21 protein-coding genes and 1 tRNA gene are annotated in these 23,133 nt (G+C 38.5%); all 22 read right to left on the reverse strand.

What is annotated here, in order from left to right; all coding sequences use genetic code 11:
* Positions 1–128 precede the first annotated feature (128 nt).
* The 22 genes from VRHSUH09_RS09070 to ttdA all read right to left on the reverse strand — a co-directional run bounded on the left by VRHSUH09_RS09070 (position 129) and on the right by ttdA (position 22,876).
* A complete protein-coding gene (locus tag VRHSUH09_RS09070) occupies positions 129–1,439 on the reverse strand; it encodes a YgeY family selenium metabolism-linked hydrolase (protein ID WP_009351064.1) in 1,311 nt (436 codons plus the stop codon).
* Positions 1,440–1,451: 12 nt separating this feature from the next.
* Positions 1,452–2,663 (reverse strand): diaminopropionate ammonia-lyase, encoded by a 1,212-nt coding sequence (dpaL, locus tag VRHSUH09_RS09075; RefSeq protein WP_054746863.1) that lies wholly within the window; start codon positions 2,661–2,663, stop codon positions 1,452–1,454.
* Positions 2,664–2,672: 9 nt separating this feature from the next.
* Positions 2,673–3,305, reverse strand: a complete 633-nt coding sequence (locus VRHSUH09_RS09080; RefSeq protein ID WP_105081985.1) for a helix-turn-helix transcriptional regulator — start codon at positions 3,303–3,305, stop codon at positions 2,673–2,675.
* 514 nt (positions 3,306–3,819) lie between these two features.
* Positions 3,820–4,239, reverse strand: coding sequence for a flavodoxin (locus VRHSUH09_RS09085; RefSeq protein ID WP_009351198.1), 420 nt, complete (start codon positions 4,237–4,239; stop codon positions 3,820–3,822).
* Positions 4,240–4,249: 10 nt separating this feature from the next.
* Entirely contained in the window at positions 4,250–4,837 is a 588-nt protein-coding gene (locus VRHSUH09_RS09090) for a DUF3793 family protein (protein ID WP_054746867.1), read from the reverse strand.
* A 101-nt stretch (positions 4,838–4,938) separates the two neighbouring features.
* Positions 4,939–5,574 (reverse strand): hypothetical protein, encoded by a 636-nt coding sequence (locus VRHSUH09_RS09095; RefSeq protein WP_105081986.1) that lies wholly within the window; start codon positions 5,572–5,574, stop codon positions 4,939–4,941.
* Between the two features lie 214 nt (positions 5,575–5,788).
* Positions 5,789–7,477: a glutamine--tRNA ligase/YqeY domain fusion protein gene (locus VRHSUH09_RS09100; RefSeq protein ID WP_105081987.1), complete on the reverse strand. Its 1,689-nt coding sequence runs from the start codon at positions 7,475–7,477 to the stop codon at positions 5,789–5,791.
* Between the two features lie 82 nt (positions 7,478–7,559).
* Positions 7,560–8,609 carry a 2-hydroxyacid dehydrogenase gene (locus VRHSUH09_RS09105; protein ID WP_105081988.1) on the reverse strand — a complete coding sequence of 350 codons (1,050 nt, stop codon included), beginning with the start codon at positions 8,607–8,609 and terminating at the stop codon, positions 7,560–7,562.
* Between the two features lie 122 nt (positions 8,610–8,731).
* Positions 8,732–9,199, reverse strand: a complete 468-nt coding sequence (gene mscL, locus VRHSUH09_RS09110; protein ID WP_054746871.1) for a large conductance mechanosensitive channel protein MscL — start codon at positions 9,197–9,199, stop codon at positions 8,732–8,734.
* A 300-nt stretch (positions 9,200–9,499) separates the two neighbouring features.
* Positions 9,500–11,170 (reverse strand): ATP-dependent nuclease, encoded by a 1,671-nt coding sequence (locus VRHSUH09_RS09115; RefSeq protein ID WP_105081989.1) that lies wholly within the window; start codon positions 11,168–11,170, stop codon positions 9,500–9,502.
* A 175-nt stretch (positions 11,171–11,345) separates the two neighbouring features.
* The gene (locus VRHSUH09_RS09120; RefSeq protein ID WP_105081990.1) at positions 11,346–12,233 is read right to left on the reverse strand and encodes a DMT family transporter; all 888 of its coding nucleotides are present in this window, start codon (positions 12,231–12,233) and stop codon (positions 11,346–11,348) included.
* Positions 12,234–12,310: 77 nt separating this feature from the next.
* Positions 12,311–13,810 carry a threonine synthase gene (thrC, locus tag VRHSUH09_RS09125; RefSeq protein ID WP_105081991.1) on the reverse strand — a complete coding sequence of 500 codons (1,500 nt, stop codon included), beginning with the start codon at positions 13,808–13,810 and terminating at the stop codon, positions 12,311–12,313.
* Between the two features lie 196 nt (positions 13,811–14,006).
* On the reverse strand, positions 14,007–14,948 hold the full coding sequence (locus VRHSUH09_RS09130) for a Dyp-type peroxidase (RefSeq protein ID WP_105081992.1): 942 nt from the start codon (positions 14,946–14,948) through the stop codon (positions 14,007–14,009).
* Positions 14,949–15,134: 186 nt separating this feature from the next.
* Positions 15,135–15,210, reverse strand: a tRNA-Lys gene (locus tag VRHSUH09_RS09135).
* Between the two features lie 74 nt (positions 15,211–15,284).
* Positions 15,285–15,587 carry a hypothetical protein gene (locus VRHSUH09_RS09140; protein ID WP_009351283.1) on the reverse strand — a complete coding sequence of 101 codons (303 nt, stop codon included), beginning with the start codon at positions 15,585–15,587 and terminating at the stop codon, positions 15,285–15,287.
* Position 15,588: 1 nt separating this feature from the next.
* The gene (moaA, locus tag VRHSUH09_RS09145) at positions 15,589–16,554 is read right to left on the reverse strand and encodes a GTP 3',8-cyclase MoaA (protein ID WP_105081993.1); all 966 of its coding nucleotides are present in this window, start codon (positions 16,552–16,554) and stop codon (positions 15,589–15,591) included.
* Between the two features lie 26 nt (positions 16,555–16,580).
* Positions 16,581–17,021 carry an MOSC domain-containing protein gene (locus VRHSUH09_RS09150; protein WP_009351261.1) on the reverse strand — a complete coding sequence of 147 codons (441 nt, stop codon included), beginning with the start codon at positions 17,019–17,021 and terminating at the stop codon, positions 16,581–16,583.
* Between the two features lie 260 nt (positions 17,022–17,281).
* The gene (locus VRHSUH09_RS09155; RefSeq protein WP_105081994.1) at positions 17,282–17,899 is read right to left on the reverse strand and encodes a cyclodeaminase/cyclohydrolase family protein; all 618 of its coding nucleotides are present in this window, start codon (positions 17,897–17,899) and stop codon (positions 17,282–17,284) included.
* A 150-nt stretch (positions 17,900–18,049) separates the two neighbouring features.
* Complete coding sequence (locus VRHSUH09_RS09160; protein ID WP_054746880.1) at positions 18,050–19,720, reverse strand: formate--tetrahydrofolate ligase; 1,671 nt, start codon at positions 19,718–19,720, stop codon at positions 18,050–18,052.
* Positions 19,721–19,990: 270 nt separating this feature from the next.
* Positions 19,991–21,259: an SLC13 family permease gene (locus tag VRHSUH09_RS09165; protein ID WP_105081995.1), complete on the reverse strand. Its 1,269-nt coding sequence runs from the start codon at positions 21,257–21,259 to the stop codon at positions 19,991–19,993.
* A gap of 103 nt (positions 21,260–21,362) precedes the next feature.
* Positions 21,363–21,974 (reverse strand): L(+)-tartrate dehydratase subunit beta, encoded by a 612-nt coding sequence (ttdB, locus tag VRHSUH09_RS09170; protein WP_105081996.1) that lies wholly within the window; start codon positions 21,972–21,974, stop codon positions 21,363–21,365.
* Positions 21,974–22,876 carry a L(+)-tartrate dehydratase subunit alpha gene (gene ttdA, locus VRHSUH09_RS09175; protein WP_054746885.1) on the reverse strand — a complete coding sequence of 301 codons (903 nt, stop codon included), beginning with the start codon at positions 22,874–22,876 and terminating at the stop codon, positions 21,974–21,976. Before ttdA ends, ttdB begins: the two co-directional genes overlap by 1 nt.
* Positions 22,877–23,133 lie beyond the last annotated feature (257 nt).

Here is a 23,133-nt window from a genome sequence, read left to right on the forward strand (position 1 = left end):
GGGCTACTTAGAATCTAACTTTATATGGTACCTCATCAAATGGTGAGGTACCATATGAAATCCTTAATAATTAACTATTTTCTAGTTATATCCGTTTAAAATAGATCTAATTCAATTAATGTGTGATATTAGTCTTTGCAGTATACGGATGGTAATAATGCATATACAGCTGCACATGTAACAAGGTCTTGTTTCCATGTGATTTCGTTAGGAGCATGTGCTTGAGCTTCTGCGCCAGGACCGAAGCCGATGCAAGGGATGCCGTTACGACCCATGATGGATACACCGTTAGTGGAGAATGTCCATTTATCAGTCAATGGGCGAGCTTTACGCATTTCAACTGTGTCTTCTGCACCGATACGTTCGTTGCCATACAAGCTAGTGTATGCTTCTTCCAAAGCTTCTGTTACTTTGTGATCTTTAGGAATTACCCAAGTTGGGAAGTAACATTCGATTGGATAAGTTAAACCAGTCCAGGATGGACGAGCATATTCGTACATGGATACTTTCGCACCATATTTTTGAACATGTGGTAATGCTTCGATTTCTGCCAAGCAGGATTGCCATGTTTCACCAGCAGTCATACGACGGTCCAAGGAAACGGCGCAGGAGTCAGCCACTGCACAACGGCTTGGGGAAGTGTAGAAGATTTGGGAAGTAGTTACAGTACCGCGACCTAAGAAGCGAGCTTCTTCGTAGTGGTCTGGGTTGAATTTAGGGTCAAGCATTTTTACAAGACCTTTAATTGCTGTGCTTTCATCAGCAGAGTTAGCATTCAAGTCACGGATGTCTTGAAGAATATCTGCCATTTTGTAGATAGCGTTGTCACCGCGTTCTGGAGCAGAACCGTGGCAAGATACGCCTTGTACGTCTACGCGGATTTCCATACGACCACGTTGACCACGGTAGATACCGCCGTCAGTTGGCTCAGTGGATACTACGAATTCAGGACGAATATTGCGTTCTTTAATCATGTATTCCCAGCAAAGACCATCGCAGTCTTCTTCTTGAACTGTACCTACAACAAGTACGCGATATTTATCGTTAAGAAGGCCTAAATCTTTCATGATTTTAGCGCCGTATACAGCGGATACGATACCACCTAATTGGTCAGATACACCACGACCACCGATTTGTGTTTCATCTTCGAAACCTTCATATGGATCGAAGTTCCAGTTGTCACGGTTACCGATACCTACAGTATCAATATGAGCATCGAAAGCGATAAGAGTTTTACCAGAACCCATGTAACCAAGAATGTTACCCATTGGGTCTACTTCAACTTCGTCGAAGCCAAGGTCTTTCATTTCTTTTTCAATGCGTTGAACGTGCTCTTTTTCTTCAGAACTTTCACCAGGGAAAGCTACAATTTCACGTAAAAATTTTGTCATCGCTGGGCCATAAGTTGCCGCTGCTTGTTTAATTGCTTGTAAATCCATAATTAATGCCTCCTAACGATCTTCACCGTACCACATAATGTTTTTATATCTTTCAGGGTCTGTATCACCTTCAGTGGAGAAACAGAGAACCTTTGAAGACGCATCTAATTCTAACTCTTTGCGTAAGTCTTCATATTCTGGCATTGTCATAAGTGCCATTACAAGACCTAATGGAACCGCACCAGACTCACCAGTTGTAATTGGAGTATCGCCTTTTATTGGTGCACCACCAACGCGCATACCTAAACGTGCTACCCAGTCTGGAGCAGATACGAATACGTCTGCGTGGTTTCTTAAGATATCCCAAGAAACTGTATTTGGTTCGCCACATGCTAAGCCTGCCATGATTGTTTCAAGGTCGCCTTCTACAATGCGAGGTTCCCCATCATCAGCTACAGCGCCTTTGTATAAGCAAGCTGCTGCTTCTGCTTCAACAACAACCAATTTAGGTTTTTTAGCTGCATTGCTATATAAGTTAGTGAAGTAACCTACTACGGAACCAGCAAGAGAACCTACACCAGCTTGTACGAATACATGAGTTGGAACTTTGCAGTTTTCAGCTTCTAATTGAGCTGCTGTTTCCATAGCCATTGTGCCATAGCCTTGCATGATCCAGTTTGGAATTTCTTCGTAACCTTCCCATGCCGTATCTTGAACTACAACACCATTTGGAACTTCTTTAGATTTTTTAGTTGCTAGGCGTACACATTCATCGTAGTTGAATTCTTCGATTGTTACTGTAGCGCCTTCATTTTCGATTTGTTTTCTGCGGTATTCTGTAGAGCCTTTTGGCATAAATACTACAGATTTTTGACCTAATTTATTTGCAGCCCATGCTACGCCGCGACCGTGGTTACCATCAGTTGCAGTGAAGAATGTAGCTTGGCCGAATTCTTCTTTTAATTTTGCAGATGTTAATACCTCATATGGTACATCTTCAACTGTTTTACCAAGTTGTTGAGCCACATATTTACCCATCGCATAAGAACCGCCCAACACTTTGAAAGCATTTAGACCAAAGCGATAGGACTCATCTTTTACGAAGAGAGAATCAACACCGATATGAGATGCTAAATTTTTAAGTGAAACAAGTGGAGTTACCGTATATTGCGGGAAACTTTCGTGAAACGCTTTAGCTTTCTTAATTTCTCTAACATCCATAACCGACAAAAACTTGTCGCTAGATGGTGCCATCGTATTACGTTTCCACTGAATTCGTTCCATATTTGCCTCCTAGGATTCTTCCTTTACAGTATTTAAATCACTATAAAGGGTAAACTTAGAAATATTAAAATACTCTGCTATCTTCTCTGAAGATTTAGAGATAAGAAAAGCCCCTTTTTCATTTAAGTAGGTAATTGCTTTAAGACGTTCCACCTTACTCATGAGTGGCCCAGGTTTCCCCACTAAACGTTCTGCTTCTAGTAATAAATCATCTAATAGTTCTGACACGCTTGTAGTAATTTTTTCAACAGATCCAGCATCACCTTGACCTGTATTTACTAAACTATCCAAAGCCCGATGCATCATAACTAGCTCGGTTATGTCTTGGTTAATCCCTAGCAAGTAGGCTATGCACCCCTTATCATCACGGATATACATAGTAGATGATTTTAATATTCGACCATCCTTAGTTTTTGTAAGGTAACCGAATCGACCTTCGCTACCGTCGTCATAACTTAGTACATCTAAAACGGCATGAGATGGTCCATCGCCAACATGACGATTAGTTATGGTACCATTTTCAATATATACAAGTGATGTATCGATATCACGCTGCAAGTCGTGAATCAATACCTCACAAGAAGGCCCAAATTGAACGGCCAACCCATGAGCTATCACCTGTAATCGTTCTAGTGTACTCATAAAATAACCTTCCTCTCATCGGTATTGGTTACTATTTTGTGGACTGAAAGCTTCAGCCTCCGAATTAATTAGTATGTTGAGATTCATTCTAACTAATTTTGTAGCAACCTAATTTTTTGTTAGGTTCCCTAACTTGATTATAGTTCTATGTGCACAAAAATGCAACGACAATATGCATCAAAGTTATTTGTAATTATGCAAGCATATTCATCAATAGCGAAGAACATATATAAACATTGTGTTTTTCATCATATTATTTTTTAGTTATCATTTTTTTTGATAAGCAAGAGATAACATCTTGCAAAAATAAATAATATGGAATTCTATAGAAGTAATGCGTGTTCTTCATATCTATATCGGGATTTATATATATGCTTTATAAATATTCTTTGTATTCATTAGAAAGAAATTTTTCGTTCTAATTGAAACATTGATGTTATATATAATAAATGTAAAAAAAGCTGTAATAACGAATTTATCGTTATTACAGCCTTTGTATATTGTTGAGATCAAATTAAGCGTTCGCTAAAGTTTTACCTAATTCTTGGCATTGAGCTTTACCATCATCATCAGGTTCACCTAAAAGTGCTACGCCATCAGCTACTAATTCACCACCAGCATCTTTAATGCGAGTGCCCCAGTCTTCTAACCAAGTGCCACCCCAACCATAGGAGCCAAAGATTGCTACTTTTTTACCACCCAATTTAGCTTCTAATTCTGTATAGAATGGTTCAAATTCGCCTTCTTCTAATTGTTCTGCACCCATATCAGCACAGCCAAGAGCTAGTTTTTCGTAAGCTGCTGCGTCATCTACGGATACTTCAGAAACAGATTTAACTTCAACTTCTTGACCTGCAGCTTTGATACCTTCAGCTACTGCTTGAGCCATTTGTTCTGTGTTGCCTGTACCGGACCAATAAATTACACCAATCATCTTGTACCTCCTAGGCCGTTCTTGCGACCAATGAACTAAATGTTTTTCCCAACATCAATTGAGTTTGACAAAAATTACGACATGCTTTGTAACATAAGAAAGAGCGCTTTGCATCTACCACATCATGATAAACTTTCCACTCTCCACACATATGGTATCCGTTGCCACGACGAGAAATGAAATATTTCACATCTTTTAATGGATAACCTAGAAATACGCCGATTTCATGTGGAAAATCAATACTCGCTTCCATACGATATCTTAAATGCTCAAGCATCTCCATAATGCTCATGCGATCATGATAACCGTAAGCTTTCAAAAATGTCATCACCGCAGGTTGCCGTACATAGTCTCGTAATTGCTTCTCACGGAATACCAATAACAGTCTACGCGCTTTACAGCGACATAATTCAAAGAAGAACAATCCTTTTTCATTGAACTCTTTATTATATTCTGTCAATACAAATTGGATTTGTTCATTCATGTCCCGTGGAATAGAAACCAAATTCGAAAGCTTAATCCCTCGAATTGCCGGTGCACAATGATATCCAATGATATGGTCAATTGAATTCATCATAATAGTACCTGCCTGTTGCACATCGTTAGAATTCTCTCTAATGAGAATAATTCCTATACGCCCATAGTACTCTTGATGAGAAAAATTGTCAAGAATAATTGATATATATTTTCAATAATTATTTATTTTTTGGCATTAAGTAAACCTTTAACTTTAGGGAAAACCGTAGCATCATTAGCCTCATCAATAGCGATAAAACGTGCATTAGGGCCTGTATATTTATCTTCAGAAAGATTAATATGCAAGATTTCATTATAAGAATTATTATTAGCTATGCTTTTATATTTTAATGTACCCTCATAGGCATTACCTTGTTTTACTAATGGTTTTACTACTGTAAAAGTACCAAGTACCGGGCTATCCCCCTTGTTAATAGCAGCTGCTAATGCACCAAGGGCAGATGGATCAGTATTTACATGTTTTGTTTCACTTATGCGACTGGATAACTGTTTACCTAATACTACATTAGCATACACTGCATAATGCATTTCATTTTCGTTTTTAATATTTAATGTATATACATCTGCAGAAGTTGCACCTGCTTCAACAAGAACAGACTTTACATCCTTTTTAGCATCTCCAGCAAATAGAGCTTTAGGATTGTTCGGATACACGGCAACACCTTCAGGCAATTTAACACCTTGGTATGTTACCGTTTGGCTTCTATTCAAAATAGACTTAATATTCGCTGCAGAACCAACAGCTGGTACAGATACTAATACAGCTGCTGCCGTAGCAAGTAATACTAATTTTTTCATAGTTCTCCTCAACGAAACATGTTCATAATACATTATCAATACAACAACAAGAGGTGACTCTAACAATGGGCTACAATTTCTAACAACAACCATAGGTTAAAGGTCTCTAATAATCTATTACGAACAAATTATCTCTAATAACAACACAGTATTAAAGAACCGCCCACCGAGGGGCGGTTCTTTAGCATCATGGTTAGCTACCACGAATACAATATTATTTCTTTTGTTCTTTAGCCCAGCTATCGCGCAAACCAACAATACGGTTCATTACGATATGTTCAGGAGTGCTATCTTTATCAGTTACAAAGTAACCTTGGCGTAAGAATTGGAAACGATCGCCAGGCACAGTTGTAGCAAGACAAGCTTCACCTTTACTATTGAATACTTGTAAGGACTCATGATTGAAGTCACCTAAGAAGTCTTTACCGTCAGAGTCTTCTTTGAGCAAGTAATCATACAAGCGGGACTCGATATCTACTGCAGTAGATGCTTCAACCCAGTGCAATGTACCTTTAACTTTACGCGTGCAACCACTGCCGCTCTTAGTTTCAGGATCATATGTACAGTGAATTTCTGTAATATTACCATTCTCGTCTTTAATAACGTCAGTACATGTAATGAAATAAGCACCTTTTAAGCGTACTTCTTTACCTGGTGCCAAACGGAAGAATTTCTTAACTGGCTCTTCCATAAAATCATTACGTTCGATATAGATTTCACGACCAAATACAACTTCACGGTTGCCAAGTTCTTCGTTTTCAGGGTTATTTTCAACTGTTACAAGTTCTGTTTGACCTTCTGGATAGTTTGTAATAACAACTTTCACAGGATCAATTACAACCATCGGACGCATAGCCTTGAGTTTCAAGTCCTCACGGATACAGAACTCAAGCAATGCAATATCTACAATACTGTCAGCCTTAGCTACACCAATGCGGTCACAGAAATCACGAATCGCTTCTGGAGTGTAACCACGACGGCGTAAGCCGGAAATAGTAGGCATACGAGGATCATCCCAACCAGCTACAAGGCCAGCCTCAACAAGAGCGCGCAATTTACGTTTAGACATAACCATCTTAGTTACATTTAAGCGAGCAAACTCAATTTGTTGTGGAATTTCAGTGTCGTCCCAGTCCTCTAATATCCAATCATATAATGGGCGATGAACTTCGAACTCTAATGTACAAATAGAATGTGTAATACGTTCAATAGCATCTTCAATAGGATGAGCATAGTCGTACATAGGGTAAATTACCCATTCATTACCTGTATTGTGATGTTCAGCTTTTACAATACGATAAATAACAGGGTCACGCATAACGATATTAGGATGTGCCATGTCGATTTTTGCACGCAACACCTTTTCACCATCATCGTACTTACCGTCTTTCATTTCTTCGAAGAGTTTCAAGTTTTCTTCTACGCTACGCTCACGATAAGGGCTATTGATACCAGGTGTAGAGTAATCGCCACGAGTTTGTTTAATTTCCTCTGCAGTTTGGTCATCTACATAAGCTTTGCCAAGAGTAATCAATTTCTTAGCATATTCGTACATTTCACCGAAGTAGTCGGATGCATAGCGAACCTCGCCATCCCATTCAAAGCCGAGCCATTTTACATCTTCCATGATGGAGTTTACGTATTCAATATCTTCTTTTGTTGGGTTTGTATCATCAAAACGAAGATTTGTTAAGCCATTGTACTGTTTGCCAATACCAAAGTTAAGGCAAATAGATTTAGCATGGCCAATGTGTAAGTAGCCATTTGGTTCTGGCGGGAAGCGTGTTAATACACGACCACCGTATTTACCAGTTTCGTTATCTTTGTTGATGATAGCTTCTATAAAGTTAACAGATACAACTTCTTCAGGAGCTACAGTTCTTTCAATGTCTTTATGTTCCACCGTTCTTACCTCCATAGGATAAATATTCTTTTATTTTACCATATTTTGCATAAAACCGCATATTTTTTAAGGTCTTATCATTTTAGTCAAAGTCAGTCAAATCAACGCCCGCCTTTTTAAGCTCTTCTAATGCAGATTCTACGTCCATTTGTGGCTTTTTATAGTTCACTTCTTCGTTTACACAAGTCTTTAACGGTTTCTTCTGAACACCAGCAATAATATTGTCCGCAGTCAAAATAGACATATCATAACGAGTTCTATCTGTGTAAGAACCAATATGTGGTACAATAAGGCAGTTTTCTACCTCTAATAATGGATGATCAGCAGGTAGAGGTTCTGGATCCGTAACATCTAGCGCGGCATAATCGATTTCCCCTGTTTTAAGTGCATTAATAAGCGCATCCGTATCTACGATAGGACCACGACCAACGTTAACAAATAGTGCAGTATTCTTCATTTTTTTGAAGAACGCATCATCGCACATGTGATAAGTTTCGTCTGTTAATGGAGCCATCACACATACTACATCACTAGTAGCTAATAAGTCATCCAGCTCCATATACGTAATTTTATGAATCTTGTCATCTATACGTTGATTACGGTTATGATATACAACGGTCATACCAAAGGCACGAGCACGACGAGAAATAGATACACCGATAGCGCCCATACCAATAATACCAAGGGTACGACGACTCAAATCAAACCCTTTAATGTTAGATGGTCTTTGCGCCCAACGTCCATCTTTTACGAAATTAGCATTTTCCAGAATACGACGACTAGCTGTGGCAATCAAGGTAAAAGCAAGCTCTGCTACGGTTTCATTTAAAACACCTGGCGTATTGCCATAAGGAATGCCTGCAGCTGTTAATTCATCAATATTTACATTGTCATAACCAACAGCGGCCTGAGCAATAACCTTTAAATTAGGTGCATTTTTTACAAGATCACCATCTACATCTAAAGGACGAACACACCACAAACCATCTGCGTCAACGAGCCATTCCTTTAATGTCTCCCGAGGCATTACTGTCTTTTCAGTCCATTGGCGCACTTCTACATGCTCTTTTAAATATGCAATCGCATCCTTGCGAACGAGACCATTTACTACTACTAGAGGTTTTTGTTCCATATGCATCCCTCCCATAAGAATTCTATTATTATACTTATATTTTATACTAGAAAGCTAAATTAATACAACAAAAAGGAGTAAGGCCTAAGCCTTACTCCTTTAATTTAGCATTTTAGTTTAAATTAGTTCAAATCTGCTGTACAGTTAGGACATTTAACTGCATCAACATGGATTTCTGTTTTACAGAATTGACATTCTTTAGTAGCTGGTGCTTCAGCAGCTTCTTCTTCTTTCGCGTTTTTCATCATTTTAGCCAATGCGCGAACCATCAAGAATACAACGAACGCCAAGATCAAGAATTGAATCAAGTCAGTGATGAATGTACCGTATGGCAATACAGAACCAGCTGCACGAGCTGTAGCGATATCAGCACCAGCCATGAATGCATCTTTAGAACCTGCGCTCAATGGCAAGTACAAGTTGCTGAAATCAATACCACCTGTGAACAAGCTAATAAGAGGCATGAACAAGTTGCTTACAACAGAGTTTACCAACGCTGTGAAAGCAGCACCAATAATCATACCAATAGCTAGGTCCATCATGTTACCTTTGAAGGCAAAAGCTTTAAAATCGTTCAAAAATTCTTTCATTTCACTACTCCTAGATACACTTAATTGAGAATGCGTTAATAACTGTACTAATCATAAAGGAAAGATGAAGAGATGTCAAGAATTTTCGATTTAGTTTTTCGAATTTATTTAATATAGTTTTTCATGACTCTATCTATTATTGTAATAAACCAGCAATCATGCGTACTTTTCGCACCATATTATTATATACTTCTCCCAAAATTTTATTTGAAATACGTAAAAAATAGAGTCTAATCCTACATCGGTTAAACTCTATTAATTAGAAAAAATAATTTATAGTCCTATATATTATATATACTATTATATGTTTATACCTAAGGAAAGAGCTTTAGCCCGTTCTATAACTGCAACAAATGCCGGCGGTATCATTTCGGACTCTAAGAATTGACTGATACGACGCCCTACAATAACACCTTTGTTAGCGTAGAACCAAGAGAAATAATAAATATGTAAATCATCTAATTTGCGATCTAAAATATTTGGTAAGCATCGTTGTACAATTTGGTTTTTCGTAATTCCTAGCTTAGCATAACCTCGTCGGGCCATATCCTTTGTCACCATTGGCCTTGCATCATCAATTATATCCTTGATAATTGCATCCATAATGGAACGTTTACGCAAGGATAATAGATGCGTAACAAAGTCCATTTCAAAACATATTTCATCTGTATAGAATATATTGCTATGGGCTTTAGCGTATTTCCCTTCTACATCTCGATCATAGAGAGCGACAGTAGGGATGGCAAATCGATTAAACAGTTTTTGTAGTTTACTAATAGAGGACTCACCACGTGCATTGATAAGACATATGCCAAAGTAATCAAAATCTACACCTAATTTTTTCCCAAAGCCAGCAAAACTGCCATACTCTGTTTCACCCTCTACAAGAATGATACACCGTGCATAAAGTGCCTCTTTAGCCTCAGGGAAGTGCATGATCAAGTGCTTTTCTACTTCCTTAGGGAAATTAAAGGTCACTCCACAAGCAGCACAAACCATATGGTTCTCATCACGGTACAGACGAATGATATGACGATAGTCGTCAACTAGCGCATCCGTACTATGGGTAACAACAAAGAGTTGGCCTAAAAGACCATTAATGTTAAATACATCTCTTAGCAACGCCAAAAATTCTTCGTTTTCATTCGTTGCAATTTGGCGATAATAATTTAGCACGGCTCGTTGTAAGTACGGACTTAAGTGTAACTCTGGCTCATCGACACTAATAAAAATAGGTAAATACTTACGCCCCTTTTCATCACATACAAGAAGGGACTCTAAATTCGTGGTAGCGCTATTAATCTTCATATAGATTTGAGCCAAAATCTTAAGGGCCACGGTCATAATTAAACGCACATTATCAGAAGAGTATTTCCGTTCCATTGCAGACGAAGTGGACAACACCTCTATGAGGTGTTGAATATTGAGCATACAATAGGGATCTAAATCCTTACGCAAACTGACGATTTCACGTTGTACATCATCGGTTACCATTTCCAATCTAGATACATAGTCCTCTAATAGCTTTCCTAACTCTACATAAACTGATGATGGAATAGTAAACAACTCTTGTTCAGAAGTATCTCGATGACACATATATAAAGCATGCCGAATCATAGATAGCGCCATAGGTTCAACACCTTTATCAGTCACGCTATATAGGCGCGGATATACCTCTTGTACCACTTGCTCTAATCGCAGTCGATAAGTTGGCCCCTCATTAGGGGTGAACATACTTTTATTATTTAATTCACCAAGTGATAGTTCAAAATCTATGCGAATCGGTTTATGTACATCCGTAAAATCATGCTCATTAAAACCGTGACATTCCATTACAATTTCTAAGAGATCTAAAAAGTTAGACTTACCTACTGCATTTTCACCAACGAAATAATTAATATCATTGTGAAAGCTTAAGGTCACATCAGCCAAGTTACGGTAGTTTTCAATATGCATCCATTTTATATACATAGCCCCTCCTTCTGCAGCTACTTTCAAAACGAAAGAGCCCTAGTATATTTTAATAACACCCCGATAAAACATTAGCACAAATCATTTTTCGCATCCATATATTAAAAGGTGCCAATCACGAATGTGATCAGCACCCCACTGTCATACAACGTTTGATATTGTATATATTCGACATTTATTTAATTTTATCCTCTATAACCTTGCCTTCACGCAAAGGACCACTTTGCTCTTTAAGGCGTGCTAGCATAACAGAGGACACAAACATGGCAATACCAGCCCCAACGGTTTCGATGGATAAGCTTTCACCAAAGAACAAGAATCCATAGAAGGAACTAATAAATACGCCAACGTATTGCAAGAATTGAGCCACTACGGCATTTGTGGTAACAAAGGCACCGGTCAAGAAGAACTGAGCCACCACGCTAATACTACCGATGGCCAAAATGATTAGCCAGTCCGTACCTTGTGGCATAACCAATGTATCAGTTGTCACTAGACCTGCAATCATACCAGTAATCATGAAATAAGCCATAATTTCAAAATTACTATGTTGACCACGTTTAGAGATCAATCGGATTGTCGTATAGGCCCCTGCAGACAAGGCAGCACCTAAAATTGCCACCAAAGCATACCAAGTAAAACCAGTAAAGCTAAATGGATTTACCATTACCATTACGGCTACAAAGATTAAAAGAAGCCATTTACCTGCTCCTTTAGGCACACGTTCCTTAAGGAATACAGAACTAAATATAAGTACAAATATGCCAGATGTTTGAAATAGAATCGTTGCATCGGACAACTTTAAATGCACCAATGCAATAAAGTTACATACCATACCAAAGCCACCGTAAAGGCCGCGCATAATAAGATATCCTCTATCCTCTTTAGAGAACCGAATGCCTTGCGTATACATAACGATGAGAACTGCTATGGTCCCAAATAAACCGCGGAAGAAGGCAATTTCCCCAGACGGAATATTAGAGCCTAGCATTTTTACAAACAAGTTCATCGTACTCAACAATAGAGCCGACAACAGTGCATACATTAGGCCTTTTTTAGCCATACTACCTCCCTATATACTAAATCATACTATCCCTTAACAAAATATATGCCGCCCTTCTAATGAAAGGCGGCATTGTATTATTTAGAGAATGTATTTACAAAATCCAAGATTTCTTGCTTCATATTCTCTTTATCGATTGCTTTTGTAAAGCGCAATGGTTTAGATTGTAATGCTTCTAATTGTTTAGGGAACGCCACACCCGTTACAGCAGAGATATTATCTAAGCTTTCATAAGGAGTCTCGCCCACCTTAATGTCCAACGCCTCACAGATTGGTGTAGGGAATTTGAACGGATGTGCAGTAGATGCAATTACAGTATGACGAGCACCATCTTCAGGATGTTTTTCTAATTCCTTCATGTACGCACCCATAGCAACCGCCGTATGAGGGTCCATTACATAACCATAGGAATTGTATACTTGTTGAATGATCGCTTTTGTTTCTTCATCACTAACGTAAGCACCAGCAAAATTAGCTTTAACGCGTTTGAACTCTTCTTCGTTAACAGTCAATTTACCAGTAGACTTAAGATCTTTCATCCAACCTGCTGTACGTTCACTGTCTTCACCAGAAATATAGTACAAGAAGCGTTCAAAGTTAGAGGATTCAAGAATATCCATGGACGGAGAAATCGTCGTATAGAACGGACGATTCATATCGTATGTACCATTTTCAAAGAAATCAGTAAGTACATTATTTTGATTAGATGCACAAACCAATTTGCCAATAGGAATACCCATTTTCTTAGCATAGTAAGCAGCCAAAATATTGCCGAAGTTACCTGTTGGAACAACTACGTTAAAAGCTTCGTCTTCATGGATAGCACCTTGTGCTACGAGCTCAGCATAAGCATTTACATAGTACACTACTTGCGGTGCCAAGCGGCCGATGTTAATGGAGTTCGCACTAGAGAACATAACGCCTTTTGCAGCAACCTCTTCGGCTGTAGCTTTATCTACAAATAAACGTTTCAAGAATTGTTGAGCATCGTCGAAATTGCCGTGAATAGCAGTTACATTAACGTTCTCCCCTTCTTGCTTTTGCATTTGCTCAGCTTGCATTGGGCTTACGCCATCTGTTGGGTAGAATACTTGGATATGTGTACCAGGCACATCTTTAAATCCTTCAAGAGCTGCTTTACCAGTATCACCAGATGTAGCAGTTAAGATAAGAACCTCTTTTTTCTCACCTTCTGCTTCTTTAGCAGCTACTAAAAGGTAAGGGAATAAAGATAATGCCATATCCTTGAAAGCTTGTGTACGGCCATGGAATAATTCCAAGACAGATACTTTTTCTAAGATAGAATGTAATGGTGCAATATCGCGTGTGCTAAAGTTAGCATCAGAATAGGCAGAGTTGATCATTTCATTTAAATGAGCCACAGAGAAGCATGGGAACAACTTAGCTAATACAACAGCTGCTACCTCTTGATAGTTTTTATCTTTCACATCATTGTAAGTTAAGCAGTTCGTAGGGAATAAAGATGGTACGTATAGACCACCATCCTCTGCTAAGCCGTGCAACAATGCATATGTTTCATTTACCGCAACGGTACCGCGGGTGCTAGTATAATTCATAGAATACCTCATTTATAACTACAATGTATTTTTCGAGTCTAATAGAACTATTATAGCATAAAAGCGCCCTAAAAGGGGCGCTTCTATAGAATAATATATTATTTTTATTATATAAAGATGTAACTAAGGTAATTAACCTGTTATTTGACCTATTATAGGAATATTGAAGTTGGCAACACCTATAAGTTCAAATCGATTATAGTTCACCTTCTGCTATCGCATCTAATGTATCAAGGGATGGGATGAAGAATAACATGCCTGTAATCGGTTTAGAATAGTCGAGCAACTTATCGTTTTGCGTAAACATATTGGTAAGCATTGTTTTAGTTACATCCCAATAACGAGCATAGCCGATAAAGTATGTGCCACGCACACCTTGACCTGGTTGTGCAAACGGCACATTCATACGAACGATTTTATGCTCTTCATCATCGCGATTATCTTGAGCAACAACTGTATGAGCTGCTGGATCTTTTTTATCATCATCTAATTCAATATCGCTAAACTTATGACGACCGATAAAGCTTTCTTGCATTTCTGTAGGAAGTGCACGCCACGCATCTAAATCATGAGTATATTTTTGAGCAAATGCATAGGAGCCATTTGTGAATTCAGGATCTTCATCACCAATAACACCCCACTCTACAGCTTCTTGACCAACAGGGTTTTCAGTACCATCTACGAAATCAATGATGGCGCGACCTTGTTCATAATGGAAGCCATGAGTTTCATCTACTACAGATGTAATAGGACGTAAGAACCCCATAATTTGGTCTACAACAGTATACGTTACAGACTCATCATTAGAACGTACATGGAGGAATAAATCAGCTGGTACAGCAGGTACGTCTTGTTTATCCCCTTTAATGCCAGTAAAATCTTCTAATTCTTTTGGCACTGGAGCATTAGGGAATAAATAATCCCATGCTTTACGGCTAAAACCAAAAGCAATAGCTAAACCAGAATTATTAGCACGAATGCTTACAGAACGTTTAATTGCTTGGATTCTATCTGCCATATCTTGAATCACTTCAAGCTCTGCATCATGATCCTCGCGGTTTAATAACAACGTTGTGAAGTTGACACTTTGGCCAGCATCTTTATACACATCTTGTGTTCTAGAAATATCTACTGCCATTGAATACCTCCTAATGAGAAAAATTCTTATATACTATATTTCTATAATAAGCCAATATATACATGTCGTCTAGTATGTATAATATTTGTGTTATTAGACTAAGATAAAAACCATATTCGTTTCAAAACATGATTGTATTCGATAAAACAAAAAAGAACTCACAATATCTGTGAGTTCTCTTTTCTTTGGTGGACCACCAGGGGTTCGAACCCTGGACACCCTGATTAAGAGTCAGGTGCTCTGCCAGCTGAGCTAGTGGTCCATGACACGACTAATTATATGCCTCTTTTATAGGAATGTAAAGAATATTTATTACATTCCTATAAAACATGTGCATTAATATTGTAACACCCAATCTTTCATGGTATTACAAGCCTCTGTAGGGAGTAAATCACTCGTTCCTACGCAGTCTTCACCACTATATAGTTGAAGTACACTATGAGTACGACTTACCTCTTTAACAACGACATGTGTTAGAGTATCCTTAGGTACACTAAATTGCAAACCGTAACGGCCAAAATAGGTAAATACAGCTTTTACAGTATCGTACTCTATATGGACTTGAAGGAATTTACCACCAGGCCAGCATGATTCAATATTTTCTTTTGATCTTGGTTTTAGAAAATCAAAAAATCCCATACTACCCTCCGATGCGCCACATTGGACGTTCTGGTTGATCCATTCCTATACCATCATGTCGTTCTTGTTTACGTTGTAAAGCACGCTCAATATGCTCAGCTAACGCCTCTACTGTAGCGCCATTTCGCACAAGCGAAACTAAATCGGCCTCATCATCACGCAGTAAACATAAGCGCATCTGACCATCTGATGTGAGTCGAACCCGATTACATGTATCACAATAGCTATGAGACATTGAGAAAATAAAACCTACCGCCTTACCACTTGGTAACGCTAAATACGTAGCAGGTCCAAAACCATATATTGAGTGAACCTCTGTAAGAGGGCCCCCACTCACACGTTCCAATTGAGCCTTCCACTCATCAAAGGTTGGACCATGGAATGCATCCCCTTGGAACGGCATATACTCGATAAAACGCCAAACAACAGGCCACTTTTCTACATACTGCAATAACGATTTAACTTCTTCATCAGACCAGTAGCGAGATAAAACGGTATTAATCTTTACAGATTTAAAGTTAGCATTAATAGCACTTCGTATGCCTTCTAGTACAGACTCAAGTTGCCCCTCTTTACCTACACAAGTAGCAAAGGCTTCACTTTCAAGCGAGTCTAAACTAATATTCACGCGGTTTAACCCGAGTTTTTTCAACCGTTGCGCTCGAGATGCCAAGAGACTACCATTAGTAGTCATCGAAATATCTTCAAACCAACCTGTATCATTAATGCGTCCTAGAAGCTCTTCAATATGAGGATATAACAATGGCTCACCACCAGTAAGGCGCACAGCTTTTACACCAATCCGATGGAAAGCCTCTAAAATAGTCATCCATTCATCAACAGTTAATAGTTGTGTTTGACTTTGAGGCGTAATTTCTGCAGGTCGGCAATAGGGACAACAGAAATTACACGCATCTGTCAGCGACAGACGTACATATTCAATTGTACGGCCCCATGCGTCTTTCATAACACACCTCGTTTACCAATACAGAATTATTTAATAATAGATACTTCATCACCTACGTGAATTGTACCATTTTTAAGAACCTTACCAAAAATGCCTTGTGTCGGCATAATGCAAGAACCAACTTGTTTCATGATTTCACAACCATGGTGACATTCCTTACCAATTTGTGTGATTTCAAGAATAACGTCTTTACCGACTTGTAGTTGTGTACCTACTGCCAATTCATACAGTACCATACCTTCAACTGTAATATTTTCAGCGAAATCACCAGGTTTTACATCCGCCCCTTGAGCACGCATATGGTCGATACTTGCAATGCCAAGCAAACTAATTTGACGGTGCCAATTGCCTGCGTGAGCATCACCTTCCATACCATGATCTACGATAAGATTTGCGGATTCAATATTATGTTTCTTTTGCCCTTTTTTCTCACTAATGGAGATAGCAATAATTTTTCCTTCTGCCATGTAGCCCTTCCCTTCTTATGGGAACATACCATATATACATAACTTTATATAAACATTTAATTGCAAAATAAACTTGTGATTCTCATTTTGGTGAAAGCATCACAAAATACTTTTACAATTATCTATATATTATAACATAGTATTCGTACATTTTCCCTGTGAATTTAATCACTAAAAAAAGAACTCTATTCTCAACGAATAGAGTTCTCATTTTTATAATTTAACGACGTATTAAAAAAAGAGTATTATAACAGCTTTTATTATTTGTATAAGCTTATAATAGCGGCTTCTTTAGCATCAAGATTTTGTTCAATAGCATTCATCTTAGCCGTTACATTTGCTACAAAAGCCTCATCTTTAATACCGGACAAATTGATACGTACATTTAAAAATGCTGCTTTTACCGCCGCCCTTGCATTAATAGCCGCAATGATACCATCGGTAATAAGATTTTGATTACCTTTTTTAGATGCTAACTCTGCTAAATCAAAGGTTTGATACGCTAATTCACCGATTTCAAAAGGCACCATAGCCGCGTCTTTATAAGCATGTTGAATTGCCGCTGTGCGCGTAGCCTTTTCTTCATCTGTATTCTTTGGCAAACCTAAGGCATTCATAAAGATATTAAATACATCTGCATCAGCTTGAGATAATTCGAGCATGCGATTACGAATCGCTTCGGCCTTAGTTTGTAGTTCTTCCATTTCGGACTGAACCTCTTCATAGCCTTTTTTACCAAAGGTTAAGTTCGCTACCATTTCTGCTAATGCTGCACCAGTTGCTCCAGTTAAGGCTGCAATGGCACCCCCACCTGGTGTAGGCTCTTTAGACGCAGTAGCAGCTACAAAATCTATAACACGTTGTTCTACTAAATTCATAACAAGACCTCATGTAAAAGCGATAACAAGATATCCTTGTTATCGCTTTGTCATTTCTATAAAAATATACAGGTAACACACTATATAAACTAGTGAAAGCAGACACTACCAATAGGTAGTTAAGAAAATATGTACTACAAAGAATTTATATTAGAATAAGCCTTTAATTGTACCGTCTGCTTCGATATCCATATTAAGAGCAGCAGGACGTTTAGGAAGGCCAGGCATAACCATTACATCACCGGTGCGGCATACGATAAAACCTGCACCATTAGCAACACGGATATCGGATACAGTGATGGTAAAGCCTGTTGGAGCACCTAATAAAGCTGGATTATCAGACAAGGAGTATTGTGTTTTTGCCATACATACAGGTAAACGATCAAGGCCCCAATCTGCTAATTGTTTAATTTGTTTTTTAGCTTTGTCTGTAAAGATAACGCCGTCCCCACCGTAAATGGTTTTAACAATTTTATTAACTTTCTCTTCCAAACTATCTTCTAAATCATATACGAATTTAGGTGTTGGTTTTGGACCTTCAAGCAACTCCACGACCTTTTTCGCCATATCAGTGCCGCCTTCGCCACCCTTTTCCCAACATTCATTAAGTTCTACAGGTACGCCAAATTCATCGCAGAGACGAGTTAACTCAGCTATTTCTGCATCTGTATCGGTAGCAAATTTGTTGATAGCCACTAAGACAGGTACGTTAAAGTAACGCATGTTCTCGATGGCTTTTTGCAAATTGCTGAAACCTTTTGTAACAGCTTCAACATTTTCAGTGCTAAGCTCTTGTTTAGGTACACCGCCATGCATTTTAAGAGCACGTAATGTAGCAACGATTACAATTGTATCAGGGAAGATATCACCGTAACGACATTTGATGTCTAGGAACTTTTCAGCCCCCAAGTCAGCACCAAAGCCAGCCTCTGTAACTACGATGTCACCTAATTTAAGGCCAAGCTTTGTAGCTACGATGGAGTTACAACCATGAGCGATGTTAGCAAACGGACCACCGTGAACGATAGCTGGTGTGTGTTCTAATGTTTGCACGAGATTTGGTTTAATAGCATCTTTCATAAGAAGCGCCATCGCACCTTGGCAACCAAGTTGATGAACATAAACAGGCTCACCTGCTAAATTACAACCGATAACGATACGACCAAAGCGTTCTTTTAAATCTTCTAAATCTTTAGCCAAGCAAAGAATAGCCATGATTTCAGAAGCAACAGTAATCATGAAGTGATCTTCTCGAGGGAAACCACACACTTTACCGCCAAGAGCAACCGTTACATTACGAAGAGCACGATCATTCATGTCTAGAACACGAGTCCAAGAAAGTTGACGCAAATCAATTTGCAATTCATTACCTTGATGGATGTGATTGTCGATCATAGCAGATAGTAAATTATTAGCTGCTGTGATAGCGTGCATATCACCTGTAAAATGGAGGTTAATATCATCCATTGGTACAACTTGAGCATAACCGCCACCTGCAGCACCGCCCTTAATACCAAATACAGGGCCTAAAGATGGTTCACGCAATGTGGCAATAGCATTTTTACCAATTTTTTGTAAGCCTTGAACAAGACCAATGCTCGTCGTAGATTTACCTTCACCTGCTGGCGTCGGTGTAATGGCTGTAACTAACACCAATTTACCATCTGGCTTAGATTCTAATCGGCGAATGGCATCAAAGGAAATCTTCGCTTTGTAATGACCATATTGTTCAATGTCATCAGGTGTTAAACCACATTTATCGGCAATAACCTGAATCTTCTCCATTTCATTCTGTTGGGCAATCTCAATATCGCTTAACATAAAGCCTCCTCGGCACTATGGCCACCTCAAAACTATATAATAACTATAAACTTGCTATCTAATATTCAATATTAAATGTCTACTGTAGATGTATATTTGTACAACTATAGTAATCTATTATATATGAAAGTACATCTTATGTCTAATAGTTATGTCTAACAATTTTAGTACTTCATCTAATATATTACGCCTGTTTAGTACATAACTAAATAGATAAAAAGAGCCTAGCGCATACATTTATACGCTAGGCAATTATTATATTAAAATAACTTAGAACGGGAATAAAATTGGCAATAATACAAGTGCCACGATACTAGATACAACGATAAGTGGTAAACCAGCTTTCACATAATCCATGAAGCTATAACCAGCAATGTTGTATACCATAGTATTCGCAGGCATACCAATTGGGGTAGCATATGCTAAGGAGCTAGCGATTACGATAGCTGCAAGCACCGCTTTTGGATCGAATCCCAATTGAGATGCTAAGCTAAGACCGATTGGTACTAATAATGCACAAGTAGCAGTATTAGACATGAAGTTCGTCATGAATACACCAAGCACAAAGATTACTACTAGAACAACAATTGGAGATGGACTAGCACCAAGGCTGTTTACGATAAGATCTGCAATTACAGAGCCAGTACCGGTTTTAACCATTGCGTCCCCAAGGGCCATAGAGCCAGCGAAGAGCATGATTGTTTTCATATCTATAGATCTAACAGCTGCACTTTCACTAATAACATTAGTAGCAACTAATACAAGAGCACCTATCCAGGCACTCACATAAAGTTTTACACCTAATTGTTTTTCAAAGATCATAGCAACAACTGTCAAAATCAATACAATTGCAGCAGTCCATTTTTTCCAAGACGGCACATGACTATAATCATCATTACCTTCAAAAGCACCGTCAGGTTGATGACTTGGAGCATCTGGTAAGAAACGTTTACCAATTGTAGCATAGAAAATAGTACCAACAATTAGAATTGGCAAACCTACTAGACCATAATCAAAGAAACCAAAGGAGCCTAGGCCCGCTTGTTGTAAGCCCGCTTGCGCAATCATATTGCCAGGCGCGCCGATAAGTGAAATATTACCACCCATAGCTGCAGCAAATACAAGAGGCATCAATAATTTAGTTTGTTTAAAACCACTTTTTTTGCAAATACCGATTATTACAGGAATCAGTACAGCAGCTGTACCAGTATTAGATAAGAAACCAGATAAAATGCCTGTAATCATCATAACTGCAACAAGTAAAGATGTTTCAGTTTTAGCAAACTTATGAACTACATTACCTACACCTACAGCAACACCTGTTGCAAAGAAGGCTTCACCAATAACAAACATGCCCATAAATAGTAAAACGTTTGGATCTACAAAACCTGCAAATGCTTCTTTAGCAGATAAAACGCCACTTAGATGCAAGCCTACAGCTACGATCATAGCAGTAATAGACAATGGAATTTTCTCCCACGCAAACATGACGATGGCAAATACTAAAAAGCCAAGAGTTATCATTACACTCGTATCCATAAATACCTCCCAATACGTGTAATATACCTAAAAAAGGGTACAAAAAAGGAGGATTGTACAAAATCCGTATAATCCCCCTATTAAGTTAATTCTTACAATGAAATTATTTAATGAAGCTTACGTGTTTATAGATTTCTTCTAACACTTCTTCTTTTTTCGCATTGTATTCTACTTTTTTATTCTCAAAGTAGTTATTACCTTCTGCATCGATGGATACGATAAGTGGACCGAATTCTTTTACACGGCAAGTCCACAAGGTTTCAGGCATACCAAGTTCACGCCAGTTAGCAGACTCGATTTCTTCTACTTCTGTAGCAGCAAGTACGGCATTACCCGCTGGGAATACACAGTGAAGTGCACCAAAGTCTTTACATGCACGTGCTGTTTCAGGACCCATACCACCTTTACCAACGATAAGGCGTACACCAGTTTGTTTTACAAATTCGTACTCAAATTTTTCCATACGCATAGATGTTGTAGGACCTACGGAAATCATTTCAAATTTATCATCCCCATGATCACGTACGATTGGACCTGCGTGCAAGATAGCACCGTTACGTACATCTACAGGTAACTCACGGCCGTATTCAACAAGACGACGATGAGCAACATCACGGCATGTTGTGATATGACCATTTAAATATATAATATCCCCTGCTTTGATACCTTCAAGATCAGCTGCTTGAATTGGTGTTGTCAAAATATGTTTAGCCATTAGAATGTCACTCCTTTGTGAGATAGAATTTCGTACTTACCATCTTTATCAAATACTACATGCCCGCGGCGATGGTTCCAACAACCAACGTTAACAGCTACAGAAATTACAGATGGATGACGGGAGCCATGCTCGATGTTAACACCCATTACAGATTTATCACCGCCCATGCCTTGTGGACCAATGTGCAATGCATTGATGCCATCTTCAAGCAATTGTTCCATATATGCAGCTTTTTCATTATCTGCTTTAGAGGATACTGGGCGCATCAATGCTTTTTTAGACATAGCTGCTGCTGTATCGATAGATGTTGCAATGCCTACACCAACTAATAATGGAGGACATGCATTTAAGCCATAGCTTGTCATCAAATCAAGTACAAATTTAGCTACACCTTCGTAACCTTCACCTGGCATCAATGTTTTACCAGAACCTGGTAAAGAGCACCCGCCACCAGCCATATATGGGAAGATTTCTACATCATCACGGCCAGGTACGATATCCCATGTAATGTACGGAGCTGTACGACCAATATTTTTACCAGTATTAAATTCATCAAAGGTTTCTACACAGTTATGGCGAAGTGGTGCATCTTGTGTAGCTTGGTATGTAGCATTACGCAAGATTTCTTCGAGTTCACCGATCAATGGGTAGTTAGAACCTACTTTTACCCAGAACTGTAACACACCTGTATCTTGGCAGGATGGACGATTTAAATCGAAGGCCAATTCCTGATTCTTTTTCATTGTTTCATAAATTGTTTTAGCTAATGGATTTTTTTCATCTGCAGCAAGCTCTTTAATTTTAGCTTCCACATCATCAGGTAATTTCTTTGCTACATAAGCAATGAACTTTGCGATGACATTTGTCATTTCTTGCACTTGTTGTTCTTTCGTACTCATCGTAAACCTCCAAAAGGACTTCATTATTTAAGACGCAATTATTTCTGTTTCGGAACCTTAGCTCCTTTCGATGATTTCATTCTACTCTTTTTTCAGGATATAACTATCCAATTTACAAGTTGATTTTTTCTGATAAAAGTGTAAGGGAACTATAATAAATCACCTATATGGTTATATTTTAACGCATACAAAATATACAATTTCACCTATATACAAGCACAAAAAGAGCACTACCTATCAAAAAGTAGTGCTCTTTC

Origin of the sequence: Veillonella rogosae JCM 15642 (genome assembly GCF_002959775.1) — a bacterium.
GTDB lineage: Bacteria > Bacillota > Negativicutes > Veillonellales > Veillonellaceae > Veillonella > Veillonella rogosae.